Source organism: Paenibacillus sp. PK1-4R, from assembly GCF_030369595.1.
GTDB lineage: Bacteria > Bacillota > Bacilli > Paenibacillales > Paenibacillaceae > Paenibacillus.
Genome location: NZ_CP126535.1, coordinates 4,516,403 through 4,532,438 on the forward strand (window position 1 = coordinate 4,516,403; position 16,036 = coordinate 4,532,438).

Here is a 16,036-nt window from a genome sequence, read left to right on the forward strand (position 1 = left end):
CACGTGCTTGCTCGTTCAGTCGTCAGGCTCGGAACCCTTTTTTTCCAATCATCGTCAGAATCAGCATCATGATCAGCAATAATACAATCGTTGCTCCAGGTGCGAGGTTCCAGATGCCTGCTACAACCAGTCCAAGGACTACGGCAATTTCGCCGATAATCACGGACAAAATAATGGCGGATTTGAAACTCCGGGCCATCAACAGGCTGACCGCTACCGGAATGGTCAATAGCGCTGACACCAGAAGCGCACCAACAATCTTGATCGCCGTGCTAATGACAAGTGCTGTCATCACAGTGATTAACATGTTAAGAATTCTTACAGGCAACCCTGTAACCGCTGCCGCATCTTCCTCAAAGCTAAGCAGGAAAAATTCCTTATGTAACAATGCCACTACAATCACCACGATCAGCGTAACCACACCTACAAGCTTCAGATCCGTAGCGTCTAATGTATATATACTGCCGAACAAATAACTCATGACATCTGCATTATATCCTTTGCCCAGCGTGAAGAACAAGGAAGCAAGAGCCACACCACCCGACATGATAATGGCAATCGATAATTCGGCGTAACTCTTGTACGCTTTGCGCAATTTCTCTATCGCAAACGAAGCAAGCACGGCAAATATCAAGCCCACCGCAATGGGATACACTTCAATCAGGAATCCAAGTGCAACACCGGCAATGGTCACATGAGACAAGGTGTCTCCAATCATGGATAACCGCCGTAAGACCAGGAACAGTCCGATTAACGGAGCGGTAATGCCAATTAACAACCCACCCGCCAGGGCACGCTGAAAAAAATCACTCATTAATATTTCCAAAACAAACACGACTCCTTCGGCCTTACTCTAATCTAATGGGCCATAAATACGGCTAGCGTACCTGTGCAGTGGTATGTTGCAGATTGGTCTCAGCACAATCCTGTACCTCATGCGAATGACGGACATGAAAATTAATTTTGCCATTCGTTACCGCAGCTTCAGAACCCAAATAACTCTCCATCCGATCCATATCATGAGACACCATTAGAAAAGTCATGCGGTGATGTTCATGCATATGCGTGATCAGTTCAAAGAAACTGGCCTGTGATTCAGCATCAATACCTACTGTGGGTTCATCCAGAATCAACAGATCCGGGTGATTGATAAGCGCTCGTGCCAAAAATACACGCTGCTGCTGTCCACCGGACAATTGACCAATTCGTTTGTTCGCCAGATCCTCGATCCGCATGACCTGCATCGCATCCGTGCACTGTTGCTGACATTTGCGAGACATACGACGGAACATGTTTTTGTTATTATACAAGCCTGACATAACCACTTCACGAACGGTCGCAGGGAACAACGGGTTAAATGCATTCTTTTGAGGCACATACCCGATTCGGTCCCAGTCCTTGAACCTGCGGATCGACTGTCCGAATAGTTTGATATCTCCCTGCGCAGGAGGAAGAAGTCCTACCAGCATGCGCAGCAATGTCGTTTTACCCGCCCCATTGGAACCGATAATCCCGACAAAGTCCCGTTCCTGGGCCATAAAATCGAGATTCTCAATCACTCGCTGGTCCCCGTAGGAAAATGATAGTTTCTCGATCTCTATAATTGGATCATGACATAGTGGCATGATTTGCTGCATGGCAAAGCCGCCCTTCATTATATATAAGAATCCCATAGCGTCCTAAGAGCCTTCACCGTGAACGGTAAAGACTCTTCGATCTGAATTCTTCATTCTATCTTATTTTAATGCGATCAGCAGATTTTGCAAATTTTTCTCCATCAGGGTGAAATAATCATCCCCATTTGTTGCCTGCTCCTTGGTCAATCCCTCAACCGGATTAAGGACCATGGTCTCTACTCCTGCTTCACTTGCCAATGTTTTCGCCAATTTGTCAGATACCAGCTCTTCAAAGAAAATGTATTTAATGCCTTCATCTTTAACCAGTTTCGCAAGCTTCACAATATCCTGTCCTGTCGGTTCAGCATCCGGGGAAAGTCCCATAATGGCATGCTGGGTTAATCCATAATCACGTGCAAGGTAGCCAAACGCTTGGTGCGAGACAACAATTTCGTTGTTCGGTACGGTAGCCAATTCATCTGTGAAACGCTGATCCAGCGTCTCAAGCTTGGTACGAAGCTCTTCATAACGTTGTTCGTAACCTGTTTTGTGATCAGGATCTGCCTCGACCAGACTATTTTTGATGTTTTCAGCCATGATCATGGCTGATTTCGGACTAACCCACGTATGTGGATCAATATGATGATCAGCGACATCTTCACTGGTAGCCTCATCTGTGTGTTCATCCGCATGCTCGTCTTCGTGCTCTTCGCCATGACCGTGCCCATCATCACCCTCAGCCGTTAACAGCTTAACACCTTCACTGACGGCAACAGACTTCACCTGTGTATCACTATTCAGCGACTTCAGGAAATTCGGCACCCATCCTTCCAGTCCAGCTCCATTATAGAGAAACAGCTGTGCCTTGGACGTATTAACGATATCCTGACTCTTCGGAGTCCAGTCATGTGGCTCTACTCCCGTTGGCAACAGGTTAATGACATTGGCATCCTCACCACCGATTGCAGTCGTAAAAGCATATACAGGATAAAATGTTGTCACAACGTTTACCTTGCCTTCCACAATCTTCGCACTATTGGAACTATCCTGCCCACACGCTGACAATACCAGCAAAGTGAGAATAAGCAAACCCGTCCACAGTAGCTTTATGTTGCCTCTTTTGCCCGTCTTTCCTGTACGGTTATCCTGAACTTGATGTTGCACTTTATAAAATGTCATTATGATTCACTCCGCATCTCTTAATCGTAAACATTACTGAAAGAATTATAGGTAACCTGAACCTACTTGTCAAGCTATCCCGTCCTATTCATTCTTTCCTGAAGTACGGAGTTCATAACATTATATGCTTGTTCTCTTCCCGTCAGATACGAATTATATCAACAAAAAAAAAGGGCCCGAATTACATCGGGCCACCTTGAGTCATAGTAACGACAGTATTTGAATCAATTTCATAACTCAATTCTTATTTTACTTGTGCACCATTAGGCATGTTGTCTGGTACTGTAGCCAGTGTAAGCTGGTCGCCATGCGATGCTGCGAGGATCATACCCTGGGAAAGTTCACCACGAAGTTTCACCGGTTTGAGGTTGGTCACACAGATGACTTTGCGTCCAACCATCTCTTCTGGCGAATAGAACTTCGCAATTCCAGATACGACCTGGCGCTGCTCATAACCCAGATCCAGCTGCAATTTCAGCAACTTATCCGCTTTTTTGACAGGTTCGCAGGAAATGACTTGCGCGACACGCAGTTCAACTTTGGCAAAATCGTCAATACCGATCTCTTCGGTACCCTCAGGTGCAGTTACCGGTTCAACAGCTGCTGAAGCTCCAGCATCTGCTTGACTTGTTTCAGGCTGTGCTGCTTTTTGGCCACCTGTCATTGCTTCAGAGATATAAGCAATTTCCTGTTCGGAATCCAAACGCGGGAAGATTGGATCCCCTTTTTGCAAGGCATTTCCAGCTGGAACCAGACCCCATTGCTTGGCTGTATCCCAAGTCGTAAGTTCACCTTCCTGAATGCCCAGCTGTGCCCAGATTTTATGAGGAGCACGCGTCAGGAACGGTTGCAACAGAATGGAAGCAATTCGCAAGCTTTCGATCAGGTGAGCCATAACGGATGCCAATTCATCGCGTTTTGCTTCATCACGAGCCAGCGCCCATGGCTGCGTCTCATCAATATATTTGTTGGTGCGGCTGACAAACTGGCTGATTGCTGTCAGTGCTACGGAAAACTGCAGGTTTTCCATCGCCTGTTCCACTTTTTCCACTGTAGCATGGCCTGCTTCTTCCAGCGAAGCATCAAATTCCGTTACATTCGAAGCAAACGCCGGGGCTTTGCCTTCAAAATATTTGTCTACCATGGCAACTGTACGGTTCAACAGGTTACCCAGATCGTTCGCGAGGTCGGAGTTAACACGCTCTACGAAGCTCTCCGGTGTAAACGTACCATCGGAACCAAACGGTACTTCACGCAGCAGGTAATAACGCAGTGCATCGAGACCGTAACGGTCAATCAGAGTCACTGGATCAACGACATTACCTTTTGATTTGGACATTTTACCGTCCTTCATCAACAACCAGCCATGTGCGAACACTTTCTTCGGTAAAGGCAGATCCAATGCCATCAACATAATTGGCCAGTAGATCGTATGGAAACGAACAATTTCCTTCCCAACCAGATGTACATCCGCAGGCCAGAACTTGTTATAAAGGGATGCATCGGATGAACCGTAGCCCAAAGCTGTAATATAGTTGGACAACGCATCAATCCACACGTAGACTACGTGTTTTGGATCGCCTTTCACTTTGACGCCCCATTCAAATGTAGTCCGTGATACGGCCAAATCTTCAAGACCTGGCTTGATGAAGTTGTTGATCATCTCGTTCTTACGGGATTCCGGCTGAATAAAGCCTGGATTCTCTTCATAATATTTCAACAAACGATCTGCATATTTGCTCATACGGAAGAAGTAAGATTCTTCTTTGACCAATTCAACCGGGTGTCCGCTATCAGGGCTCTTGGCCGAGATAATCTCACCCTTCTCATTCTTCTCTACATCCACCAGTTGAGTCTCTGTGTAATACGTCTCATCCGGAATGCTGTACCATCCTTCGTACTCACCTTTGTAGATATCTCCCTGTTTCAGCAAACGGTCAAAGATATCCTGAACAATGGTTTTGTGACGCTCTTCGGTTGTACGGATAAAGTCGTCATTGGAAATGTCCAACTTGTTCCACAGTTCCTTGATCCCCACAACGATATCGTCGATAAAAGCTTGCGGTGTCTGTCCTTTCTCTTGTGCCTTGCGCTCAATCTTCTGGCCATGTTCATCGGTTCCTGTCAGATAATGAGCATCATAACCGCGTAAACGCTTGTAACGAACCATCGCATCTCCCGCCACTGTTGTATACGCATGCCCAATATGCAATTTGTCACTCGGATAATAAATCGGGGTTGTCAGATAAAATGTTTTTTGGTCAGCCATGAATGACTTCTCCTCCTTCAAATGTTCCTGTTTCATGTGATCTCTTCGTCCAAAACAACTAAAAAAGAACACAAAAAACTCCCGCCCCTATGGGACGAGAGTTGCTCTCACGTGTTACCACCCAAATTCCCCATGTTTTTCGCAAAACACAGGCTCTGTCGGTCCTTCGACCGCCCATTAACGCTGGATCACGCCTCAGCCTTACGACAGCAGCTCTTAAATCACTGTCTGCACGCTCGAAAGAGGTTCCTCCGGGACCATATTCCATCCTCCTCCCAGACCGGTTCTCAGCTCATCCGGCTCTCTGCACTGGGGGTGTGTCTGTACTTATCCCTTCACTGGAAAATCATATAGGAAAAATATACTGAAATGCGGACCCCTTTGTCAAGTGGACAGCATCCTCAAGTCAATCCTGGTCTGCTTCCAGGCCACCCGAATACTTCAAGCTACATCGTTACTCTGATACCATCATGGATTTCTCCGCCTTTGGTGGCACCAGATCTACACCGCCTGGATGAAACGGGTGGCATTTGGCAATACGTTTCGCTGTTAACAACGAACCTTTGAGCGCACCGTGCACTTCAATCGCCTCCATGGCGTAAGCCGAACAACTCGGATAGAACCGACATGTTGGCGGTGTTAATGGAGAGATATAGTTGCGGTACACCCGAATGGGTGCCTGAGCAATTCTGCGCGATAACTTCATGGTCAGTGCTTCCCATGAGCGTGTTGATGTCCCGACGCTGCTTTGGCCGGAGCATGCTCTGCACAGTCCTTACAATATCCAAATACCTCGAACTTGTGGTCCACAACCTGAAATTGCTCAGGCGCATCCGCAAGCTGCATCGGGCAAAAAATAATAGGATATGTCTTCTGACACTTCAGACAGATCATATGATGGTGATGATGATCTTCACTACAGTGTGCTTTGAATTTAACGCCATCTTCGAAGATGACCTGTTCCAGTACACCCAGTTCCTGCATCACCCGCAAATTACGATATACTGTGTCAAAACTCAGTCCGCTGTAAGTCTTACCCATATATTCATAGACGTCCTTGGGTGTAAGATACCCGGGGGACTCGGCAAATAACCGGGCCAGTGTTTTCCGCTGATCGGTAATGCGAAGCCCCTGTGAGGACATGGTCGAAATAATCTGTTCTGTCGACAGCATGATCTTAAGCACCTCCTGTCATACGAGCATTTTGCATCATTCATAGAGCGACAGTTTATTCGGCAAAAGCGAAAACTTTCGCTTTCTTGTATACCTCTAATAATGCATCAAATTACGATTAGAGTCAACGAAGACACCGGGTTAGGTCATTTCAACATCACATAAAAAGGACTCCATACACATGCATTGCCATTAGTCTAGCTTGAGCTAATGACATTACATTTTGATGGAGTCCCTTCCTGACGGTTCAGATGATCAATCGTTCGGGCGACTTTTGGGGTGAACGGGTATATATGATATAAGCTTTCACTCCAAACCGTCCGTGCATGTTCATAATATTACTTTTCAGCCGGAAGCGGCGTGAACAGCAGGTTAACAGGCAAGTTACTTCCTGGTGCCGCCGAGAAGAGAATAGTTACACTCTCGCCGTACGAACCTGTGCGATACATTACGCTTTGCTCATTAGGTGCAGTTACAGATTTACCTGTGGAAATCTGAACGACCTGTCCATTCACGAGTGCCACACCTGAATATCTGCCTCCACGAGGGTTGAATGAAATCAATGTGCGCGGAGCAACATTATTCAATGTAATTTTGTACAATACACCGAAGTTACCTGCGTTGGACGCTTCAGTGAAAGCCATAGGGTCCGTTCCCACAAGGTTTGGATCACTTGCATTATCTCCAAGTGGAAGACGTGCAGGCTTCGATCCTAATTCTTGATCGTACGTAATGATCCGTGTTGCATTCGGGTACGTTCCGCGGTTGTGAACACCATCACGATCTAGAACCGGCAGGCTCGACAACACTTCCATTGGGTCCTTGTTTTCTTCAATCATAATAATGTTGTAATCCAGTTCATAGTCACTGAATACATCCGAATACAAGGAAATGACTTGTCCCTGTTTCATCGGAAGAACGCTCAGATCATTAAGAATCAGCTTGCTTTCTCCTGGCTGGATGTACACTTTCTTTTGTCCGGTACCATTCTGCATGGATTGGAACCAACGGTCAATCGACAACTTTCCAGCTACCGTTGCAAAAGGAGACGGTCCTGCAAAACCCATGTTTTGCTGGTCAATGGACGCCGTGTATGCATTGTTGTTTGTCGCTACAACATACATTTTCACGTTTTTGCCCGTGTTGTTCACATGGTGAATCATGAAGCGTGTCTGTCCGAAGGAAGATTCCTTGTACACAATGCCTTCTGTATTCACGGTTTCCGGGCTGTTACTGCGGATCAGCAGACTTGGTTCGTCATAATACGTGAAAGGAACTTTCTCCAATGCCGGTACTCCACCACCGTCAAAAGTGAACTTCTCACCGACTGGTGTGAACAATTGATTGAAGTCAGTCACACTATAAAGTGTTTCTCCCGTAATATTGATCATCTTGGTATAGCTATCGCTAGCACCATGTTTATCGGTAACTGTAATCGTTACGGTCTTCGGTCCTGGAACAAAGAATGCAAGTGCATTGTTATCCCATTCTGTTTTTACAATTGCGTTCTCATCATCTGTGCTTTGATCAATATAAGTGATTTTCTCACCCATTTTGTATTCTTCTTTATCTGTCGTAAACATTGCGACAGGTGGCAGATTTGGTCTTTCAACCTTAATCGTAACCGAATACGGATCACTCCATTGACCACTTGAATCCTGGACCGCATAGGTTACTGTGTATACACCTGGTTGGTCGAATGAATCCTGACGACCTGTCCAACGCTCATCTACAATGCTGAGTCCCTTGGGAGAGCTGGATCTGGTTGTGTAGGTTACCTGGTCTCCGGCAAAAACCTCTTTTTGTACCGTGAAGCTTGCCACCGGTTTGGTACTCAGATTCAATACAACCGTTTTGGCAGATTGATTTACTTTATACGTAATGTCCAGAGCCTGTGTAATTGAAGTCAACGGCACCATGAACGTATTTTTTTGTTGATAAGCCGCGCCCTTCATCGTTCGGGACACACCATTAACGGTATAGATCTTGCTGTTTGTTTTGAAACGCAGCTCATCTTCACCACTAATAATGATCGTTTCTTTGGTTGTGTTATCATATTTGACATCATAGCCAACCCGATCAACGAGAGCACGGATCGCTACATAGGATACACCATTTTTAACAGCCATCGGCTGTCCAGCAAGATACGTTTTGCCATCTTGCATCATTTTATTACTGTTCATATAAAGAGTGAGGTCTCCACCCCCGCCTCCAGCAACAGATGAACCGCCTGTAGATGGTTGCTCCACTTCAACTGGTGCAGGTGCTGGTGTTTCCTCAGCTGTACCTTCTTCGTCCGTAGGTTCAATTACCGGCTCAACAGGAGTCGCGTCTGTTCCTGTAGGAACAACTGTCTCAGGGTTCTCTTCTTCAGTTGTTTCATTATTTGATGTTGGAGTGTTTGTTCCGGATTTCACTTCGGATTCCGCGATGGTTTGTTCTTTCTTCACAACCTCCACGGATTTAACTTTGGCTGTATTCACTGATGTAGTATCGCTCTGATCTGCTGATTGTGCATTGGCAGGAATCACTGCAAACGCCTGAAACACAGCAAAAGCGGTAAGTATGGACAATTTCTTCTTCAAATTCATTCTTTGTCTTTGGCTCCTTCTGCTCCCATTTTATAAATATCCCCCTCAAAAAGTCATATTATTAGACGCTTGGAACCGGGAAAAGTTGCTAAAAAGTTAAGAGGAGAATTGTAAACTTTTAATAGAAGGAAAATACTATGAAAATAGTTATCTATCAATTATCTTTTAAGCATCCATATCCCAAAATTAACCAATAGAAAATTCCAACAAAAAAATCTCTCCAGGAGATGGTCAATCAGCACCATATCACAGAGAGATTTAAGGATTGAATAGGCCTAGCGCAAACGGACAGGCAGACTTCCAGTTGGCTGCAGTCCACCTGTTAACACATGGGACAGGGCCCGAACAACGGCGGGTGTATTCTCATACGTACACACATAACTTCCCGGCCTCGAAATCTCCAGCAGATCATATGGATTGCGCAGAGCAATTACAATCAGCGAATGATTCTTACTAAGCTTTTCAACCAAATACTGTTGCCCTTTCGGAAGATGACCTGCCGATGTGTACGTACATACGATAACTTGTTCACTCTCCGACACATCCGCCGATATCCGATCTGCTTCATCATAAGTGGGCTGAGTAGTAATTTTGTGCTCACGAACTCTGCCTCGCAGCTGCGATAACGCCATACCCAGCGATTCTGTATGAGACCATGGTTCATCCACCTCTGTCCGTTGCACAACCTCAGGCCAGATGACATACACGTCCTTCTCTGGGTCCAACGGCAGCAGCCCATCATTATGAACGATGGTAATACTGCTTGAAGCAATCTTGAACAGCGTCGATTCGTTTGGTTCACCGGGATCACTAGGTTCAGTGGATTCAGTGCAATCATCAGGTTCAACATCGGTTGCTTCAACCGTTTCACTCGCTTTCAGCGAAACAAGATGATCATCCTGCTGCCCGCAGCGATTTCTTTTCCATGTCATAATGCGTTCTACCGCCTGATGAATAACTTCTTCCGAGATCCGGCCCGTTCGAACTGCTTCCACAATGGCTTCCAGCGCAGCAACCTGATCTTGCAAGGTATGACTCACCAGAATCAGATCTGCTCCTGCCTCCACAGCACGAATCGCAGCTTCAGCTACACCATATGGCTTGGATATTGCATGCATTTCAAGACAGTCTGTAATAATAATGCCTTCAAAACCCATTTCCTCACGTAGCAGACCCGTTAACACCTTATGTGACAACGTTGCCGGAATGGGCTCGGGCTCAATCGAAGGGAACATCACATGAGCTGTCATAATAGCATCAACGCCGGCCTCAATCGCCCGGCGGAACGGTAGTAGCTCCATCTGTTCCAGCCTGTTTCGATCATGAGGTACTGTAACCATACCAAGATGAGAATCTACGGCGGTATCTCCATGTCCCGGAAAATGTTTGGCAGTAGCAGCTATGCCCTGTGATTGATATCCGGTGATGGCTGCTACGCCATGAGTGGCCACACTTTTAGCATGTTCACCATACGAACGCACGCCGATGACCGGGTTAAGCGGGTTGTTATTCACGTCGACCACTGGCGCAAGGTTCATATCAATACCGATGTTTTTTAACTCACGCCCCAGAATTTGAGCACACTTCAGGGTATATTCCGGATTGCCTGTCGCACCAAGCGCCATATTACCCGGTACTTGGGTCATTCCCTCTTGGTCAATCCGTGCAACCATGCCACCTTCCTGGTCCACCGAAATCATGAGTGGTAGGGCCCCCGCTTCAGCAGCCATATCTTGCAGTTCGGCGGACAGCCGCGTCAATTGATCTACACTTTCGACATTGCGCCGGAAATAAATGACGCCCCCGACGTGATAGTCACGGATTAAGCGAGTAATCTGTTCATCTGCGTGCTGACTGTGAAATCCACACATCAACAATTGTCCTACTTTTTGCTCCAATGTCAGATCATTTAAGAGTTTCATTTGACCTCTCCTCCCGGTTCCCTTGCCACTACGAACCCAATCGTTTACTCTGCCTGTACTCCGAGGGTTTCATGTGGAAGTGTTTATGAAACACCTTGGAGAAGTAACGGCGCTCCTTGAACCCTGTGGCTTCCCCAATCGCTGTAATGCTCCATTCGGTTGTACTCAACAATAAAGCAGCACTTTCCATCCTTTTCTGCGTCATGTATTCTACAAAAGTAACACCCATTTGGGTTTTAAATAGCTGGCAAAAGTAACCCGGGCTGATTCCGAGCCAATCTGAGACTTCATCTATTCCCAAGTCCTGTTGCAGCCGTGCATCCATATACTCACATGCAGACAGGATCAGTTCCGATACAGAAGGACGTGGCTGCGTTTGTTTGCCCTGATAGGCATGGGTAACAACCTCTGCAAATTCAAGGAGTTCCCTCATGGATACGGCCCCTTGCAGTGCATTCCAAAAATTCACTTCGTGCTCTTCAGCGAGGGCCTGTACTTCCCGCAGTTCACGAAGCATGTGCACAAGCATAAACCGAAGATTGGTTTCATCTACCCTGCTGAAGGATTGTCCTGAATTCCCCATTTGCTGTTTAAGCCGATCCAATACATCACGTAATCCCTGCTTGTTCCCTTGACGAATCCACCGAGTAACTAGCTCCAGATCTTCTCTTGTAATCCATGAGTTAGCCCCATTGGAGGCCGTATGATCATACGATAAGGCGGTTTCGGGACAACTCGCCTTCAGCACCTTGTCTTCACTCTCCGAATGGGACATCAGTATTTTTTGACAATGCCGGTATCGTTCCAGAATTTGACTTTCCAGATTCACAGGCACACCATCCTGAACCACCCTAACCTTCACACCTGAATCCAAGGATAATATCACATTTAATTCGAGACACAGTTGATGGGCCAGTTCCTCTGAGCGACGTTTCCACTCACCCGATGCCTCCAGCAGGATGCACCACTCCCCTTTGCGGGTCGAAAGAATCTGACAGTCACCCGTAATTCTCTCTGCCATTTCCCTAAGTCTGGAAATTACGGTCTCATGCCATCGTTGGTGCTGAAGCTCGGACCAACCGATCGAATGGCGAAAATAACCGACTGCATCCACCAGCAGCAACGTATACGGTGCAGCAGTTGTTATAAATTCAGGAACAGAAGCAGGATAGGCAATCTTCAATGGTGCTTCTCCTCGCAACAGGTCAATCAACTGTTTGTGTCTGATCCAGCTTTCCATCTCTTGGCTGCGATAACGTTGCGATTCGTTTTCCAGACGTCTCTTCTGGATCTGCCCGGCAAGCTCACGCAGTTTATGTTCCAGATTCAAATAATCAATTGGCTTACATATGTATTCATGTACGTTATATTTAATAGCGGTTCGAGCATATTCAAACTGCTGATAACCGGTCAGTAAAATAATTTCACACGTTTCACCCTGCTCTCGCAGTAAACGAATAAGTTCCAATCCATCCATAGACGGCATCCGAATATCACACAAGAGAATGTCTGGATGACTTTCTGTAACTTTCCCCAGCGCTTCTGCCCCGCTTCTCGCTGTACCTGTGATTTCAATCCCCATATCTTCCCAGGGTAAAATGTAGTTCAGATTCTCCAGAATCGGCAGCTCATCGTCAACCAGCATTGCAGTCAGATTCATCCGGCTTCCTCCTGCTCATATAATGGAATGATGCATCGAATAAATGTGCCATACCCCGGTGCTGAACATATAAATATGCCATACCCGGCCCCGTATTGAATACGAATTCGATCTGCCACACTTCGTAATCCCAATCCCCGGCGTTCCGTTATGGACGATAATGATTCCGCCCCTTCCGCGAGCATAACTTCCGGCGGATCTTCTGCCATATACTCAAATCGTGCGAGCATTTCCTGGGGAATACCGATCCCATTATCCTCAACACATAACACAAGTTGATCCCGTTCCGCATATGCGCTTATCCGCAGTACACCTGGATAGGTGATCCCCTCAAACCCATGTTGAATGCTATTTTCCACCAGAGGCTGGAGGGTCAGCTTGAGCAGGATTGAGCTGTATAGATGGGATGGAATGTCAATCTCATAGGTGAACAAATCACTGAACCTGTACTGTTGAATCTCCAGATAACTCTGCAAATGCCTTATTTCCTCACCCAGCGGAATCTCCTCCTGATCCTGAATGCTGATACGAAGCATATTGCCAAGTCTGGTCACCATCTCGCTTACTTTGCGGCCCTCCCCACGCAGCGCTAATCCATTAATGGATTCCAATGTGTTAAACAGAAAATGAGGTTTGATCTGGGCCTGTAGTACACGTAGTTCCGCTTGGGCCTTCTGCTCTTGCTCTGCCCGAACACGACGGAATAATCCCCCGATCCGATCCAATAGTTCATTGAACCCTTGCGCAAGCAGCTGCATTTCATCGAATCCTTTTCCTTCCACCCTCGCATTAAAATCACCATCATCCACACGACGCATAAACCTTACAAGTACAGCAATGTTACCCGTAATGCGATTCATGAAAAAAAGATTAAAGATCATCGCTGCGAGCAGGCATAACAGAATAATGATGACAGACCATCCTGCAAAGGCATTGGTTTCCGCAGATAAGGCTTCCCATGAAGTCACACTGACGAGGCTCCAGTTATAGTTTTTCAGATGATATTGCGAAATGATACTTTCCTTGCCGTCAAAGACCGTTCTGACACTGCTAAAGCCAGGACCGTAACTGCCGGATTCAGCACCAAGATTTTGCATGTTTTCACCGTTATAAATACCAGCAGGATCATAGACGATCAGGCCTTCTTCATTAATTAACAGGAAAGATGTATCCTGTGCCGAATCGCTGATCTGCAGGTGACGGAAGATCCTGTCGATCTCTCCTTTTTTGATCTGAACAACAAGCACGCCGATATTTTGAAAATAACTGAGTTCTTTGACCAGTCTGATCTGGGTGAAGACAGGTTCTATCCCGGTTAATTCGGGATATTCCAGAGGTGCGAGCCATTTAGGCACGCCATTAAGTTGCTGAATTTCGTTGAATAAGGGATGTACTTTGAATTGCTGAAAAGGAAGGGCTTGAAAATTTTCTTTAGTGAAAATGGAGACAATCTGGTTATTCTCAGACGAACGCAAATCATATAAAAAGGCATAACTGATGAACGGATAATTATATAGAAGGGAACGGAAATTGCGCTGGCTGGCATTCAGAGATAACTGATTACCGGTTCCCAGATCCTGCTTGGTCGGATCTTTGGCGTTCAACGCCATTTGGAAAACCGATGTGGCTATCCCGTTGTCGGTCACATTGTTAATCTGCTGAAATACATTCTCGATATTGTAGCTGATGGCCTGAAGCGCATATTCGGCCTGTTGATTGTATTTTTTCTCAATCGTATGTGATGTGACCAGAAACATGCCAATGCCTAGCGCACACATCGGTACAATAATCAGCAGCAGAAATGCCAAGGCCAGCTTCATTCGCAAGTTCATATCCCGTTCTCCCTATCAACTGGTTCATGGTATTAACCTTTGACACCACCCGCAGTTACTCCTTCTATAATTTTCTCTTGGAGTATAGCGTAGATCACAAGTACAGGTACAACGCTGTATACAATACCTGCCGACATCTGGGCATAGTTCATCTGATATTGATCCCGAAACTGGACCATGCCCACTGGCAGCGTACGCAATTTATCGGTGGATAAGAAATAGTTGGCGAGTAAAAATTCGTTCCAGTTGCCGAGGAAATTAACGATAAAAACGGTAACAATAGCCGGAACCGTAAGAGGTATCACTATTTTAGCAAAGATACCCGGGGCCCTCAAGCCGTCCATGACCGCCGCTTCCTCAATTTCTCCAGGCAGAGAACGCATAAAAGCCGCCAGTATAATAATTGTAAAGGGGATCGCATTGGCCACATAGGGCACGATCAATGCCAGATGCGTATCCAATATGCCCATTTTGCGAACAAGCAGATAGATCGGCAGCATAAGTGCATTGTTGGGAATAAGCATACCCGCCAGAATTAAGCTGTACAGAAACAGGCTCCATCTCCGGTGTCTCATCCGGGTTACGGCAAAAGCAAACATGGCACCAAGCACAATCGTACACGCCGACGATAAAACCGAAATGTACAGGCTATTCCAGAAATATGTGCCAATCTTTGCATTCACCCAAGCCTCCACGTAATTGTTAAACTCCCATGTTGTAGGCAGACCGAATGGATTCAAGGCGATTTCATTGTTATCCTGCTTAAATGAAGAGAAGATTACAAATAAAAAGGGAAACAAAATCGCGATTAAATACAATATTAACAACACATGAGGTATACTGCTTTTTAAGCTTTTTGCCATCAATATTCCACCTTCTCGCTCCGCCTCGCTACCAGCAGTTGATACACCGCAGTGAGCACAAGCGTCAGAGCAAAGATCAGCACTGCAATGGTATTGCCATAGCCATATTTGAAGTTGGTAATCGCGTATTTGATCATATATGTGGCCAGAACCTCGGTGGACCCAGCGGGCCCACCTTTGGTCATGACAATCACGATGTCGGCTGCTTTCATGGCACCTGCGATGGACAACATGATCACCACTGAAATGATCGGCCGGATCAGCGGCAACGTAATTCGCATTGCACGTTGTACCGCCGTTGCCCCATCGATTGCAGCCGCTTCATCCAGATCACGGGGAATCGCCAGTATGGCCGCCAGCACCATGACAATGTAAAATCCCGTCCACTGCCAGGCATTGGTCACCAAAATGGACAACATTGCGAATCGGTTATCCGATAACCAGTAGATTGGATCGATGCCCAGCACATGAAGTATTTTGTTTAATAGTCCGATATTGGGTTCATAGATAAACCCCCACAAGATACCGATAACGGCTGTCGACATGATGGATGGTAAAAAAACAGCTGTTTTATACAGACCCTTCAGCCTTTTCACATTGGCAATAAGAAGTGAAAACAGGACGATCAGGGGTACCTGAATCAGTACCGAGAATCCGATGAAAAAGCCGTTATTCCGTGTGGAAATCCAAAAGCGTTCATCGGTCAGTGCCTTCACATAGTTGGATAAACCCACAAAACGTGGCTCAGCCGATACCCCATTCCAACTCGTCAGACTGTAATACAGGGAGCTGCCAATAGGATATAAGAAGAACATCACAAACAGAATTAGGGCTGGCATTACAAATAACGTATAGATTAACGGGCTGCGGAGTGAAGTATTCATGGTCAGCCTCCTTCAGTCACTTCAACGAACGCAGTTTCAACTTGGAT

At 46.2% G+C, this 16,036-nt stretch carries 12 protein-coding genes; all 12 read right to left on the reverse strand.

Annotated elements, in window-relative coordinates:
- Window positions 1-22: 22 nt before the first annotated feature.
- Window positions 23-826 (reverse strand): metal ABC transporter permease, encoded by an 804-nt coding sequence (locus tag QNO02_RS19620; protein WP_047843633.1) that lies wholly within the window; start codon window positions 824-826, stop codon window positions 23-25.
- 52 nt (window positions 827-878) lie between these two features.
- On the reverse strand, window positions 879-1,637 hold the full coding sequence (locus tag QNO02_RS19625) for a metal ABC transporter ATP-binding protein (RefSeq protein WP_091018152.1): 759 nt from the start codon (window positions 1,635-1,637) through the stop codon (window positions 879-881).
- Window positions 1,638-1,736: 99 nt separating this feature from the next.
- Entirely contained in the window at window positions 1,737-2,795 is a 1,059-nt protein-coding gene (locus QNO02_RS19630) for a metal ABC transporter solute-binding protein, Zn/Mn family (protein WP_289389721.1), read from the reverse strand.
- 244 nt (window positions 2,796-3,039) lie between these two features.
- Window positions 3,040-5,100 (reverse strand): methionine--tRNA ligase, encoded by a 2,061-nt coding sequence (gene metG, locus QNO02_RS19635; protein WP_339309965.1) that lies wholly within the window; start codon window positions 5,098-5,100, stop codon window positions 3,040-3,042.
- Between the two features lie 418 nt (window positions 5,101-5,518).
- Window positions 5,519-5,770: a membrane protein insertion efficiency factor YidD gene (gene yidD / locus QNO02_RS19640; RefSeq protein ID WP_017687565.1), complete on the reverse strand. Its 252-nt coding sequence runs from the start codon at window positions 5,768-5,770 to the stop codon at window positions 5,519-5,521.
- Between the two features lie 2 nt (window positions 5,771-5,772).
- Window positions 5,773-6,237 (reverse strand): Fur family transcriptional regulator, encoded by a 465-nt coding sequence (locus tag QNO02_RS19645; RefSeq protein ID WP_074095707.1) that lies wholly within the window; start codon window positions 6,235-6,237, stop codon window positions 5,773-5,775.
- A 338-nt stretch (window positions 6,238-6,575) separates the two neighbouring features.
- The gene (locus tag QNO02_RS19650) at window positions 6,576-8,828 is read right to left on the reverse strand and encodes a stalk domain-containing protein (RefSeq protein WP_289389726.1); all 2,253 of its coding nucleotides are present in this window, start codon (window positions 8,826-8,828) and stop codon (window positions 6,576-6,578) included.
- Window positions 8,829-9,103: 275 nt separating this feature from the next.
- Window positions 9,104-10,750, reverse strand: a complete 1,647-nt coding sequence (nagZ, locus tag QNO02_RS19655) for a beta-N-acetylhexosaminidase (RefSeq protein ID WP_289389728.1) — start codon at window positions 10,748-10,750, stop codon at window positions 9,104-9,106.
- A 28-nt stretch (window positions 10,751-10,778) separates the two neighbouring features.
- Entirely contained in the window at window positions 10,779-12,410 is a 1,632-nt protein-coding gene (locus QNO02_RS19660) for a response regulator transcription factor (protein ID WP_289389730.1), read from the reverse strand.
- On the reverse strand, window positions 12,407-14,242 hold the full coding sequence (locus tag QNO02_RS19665) for a cache domain-containing sensor histidine kinase (RefSeq protein WP_289389732.1): 1,836 nt from the start codon (window positions 14,240-14,242) through the stop codon (window positions 12,407-12,409). Before QNO02_RS19665 ends, QNO02_RS19660 begins: the two co-directional genes overlap by 4 nt.
- Before the next feature lie 32 nt (window positions 14,243-14,274).
- Window positions 14,275-15,105, reverse strand: coding sequence for a carbohydrate ABC transporter permease (locus QNO02_RS19670; protein ID WP_091028779.1), 831 nt, complete (start codon window positions 15,103-15,105; stop codon window positions 14,275-14,277).
- Complete coding sequence (locus tag QNO02_RS19675) at window positions 15,105-15,989, reverse strand: carbohydrate ABC transporter permease (RefSeq protein WP_036614432.1); 885 nt, start codon at window positions 15,987-15,989, stop codon at window positions 15,105-15,107. The genes QNO02_RS19670 and QNO02_RS19675 overlap by 1 nt, the downstream gene beginning before the upstream one ends.
- Window positions 15,990-16,036 lie beyond the last annotated feature (47 nt).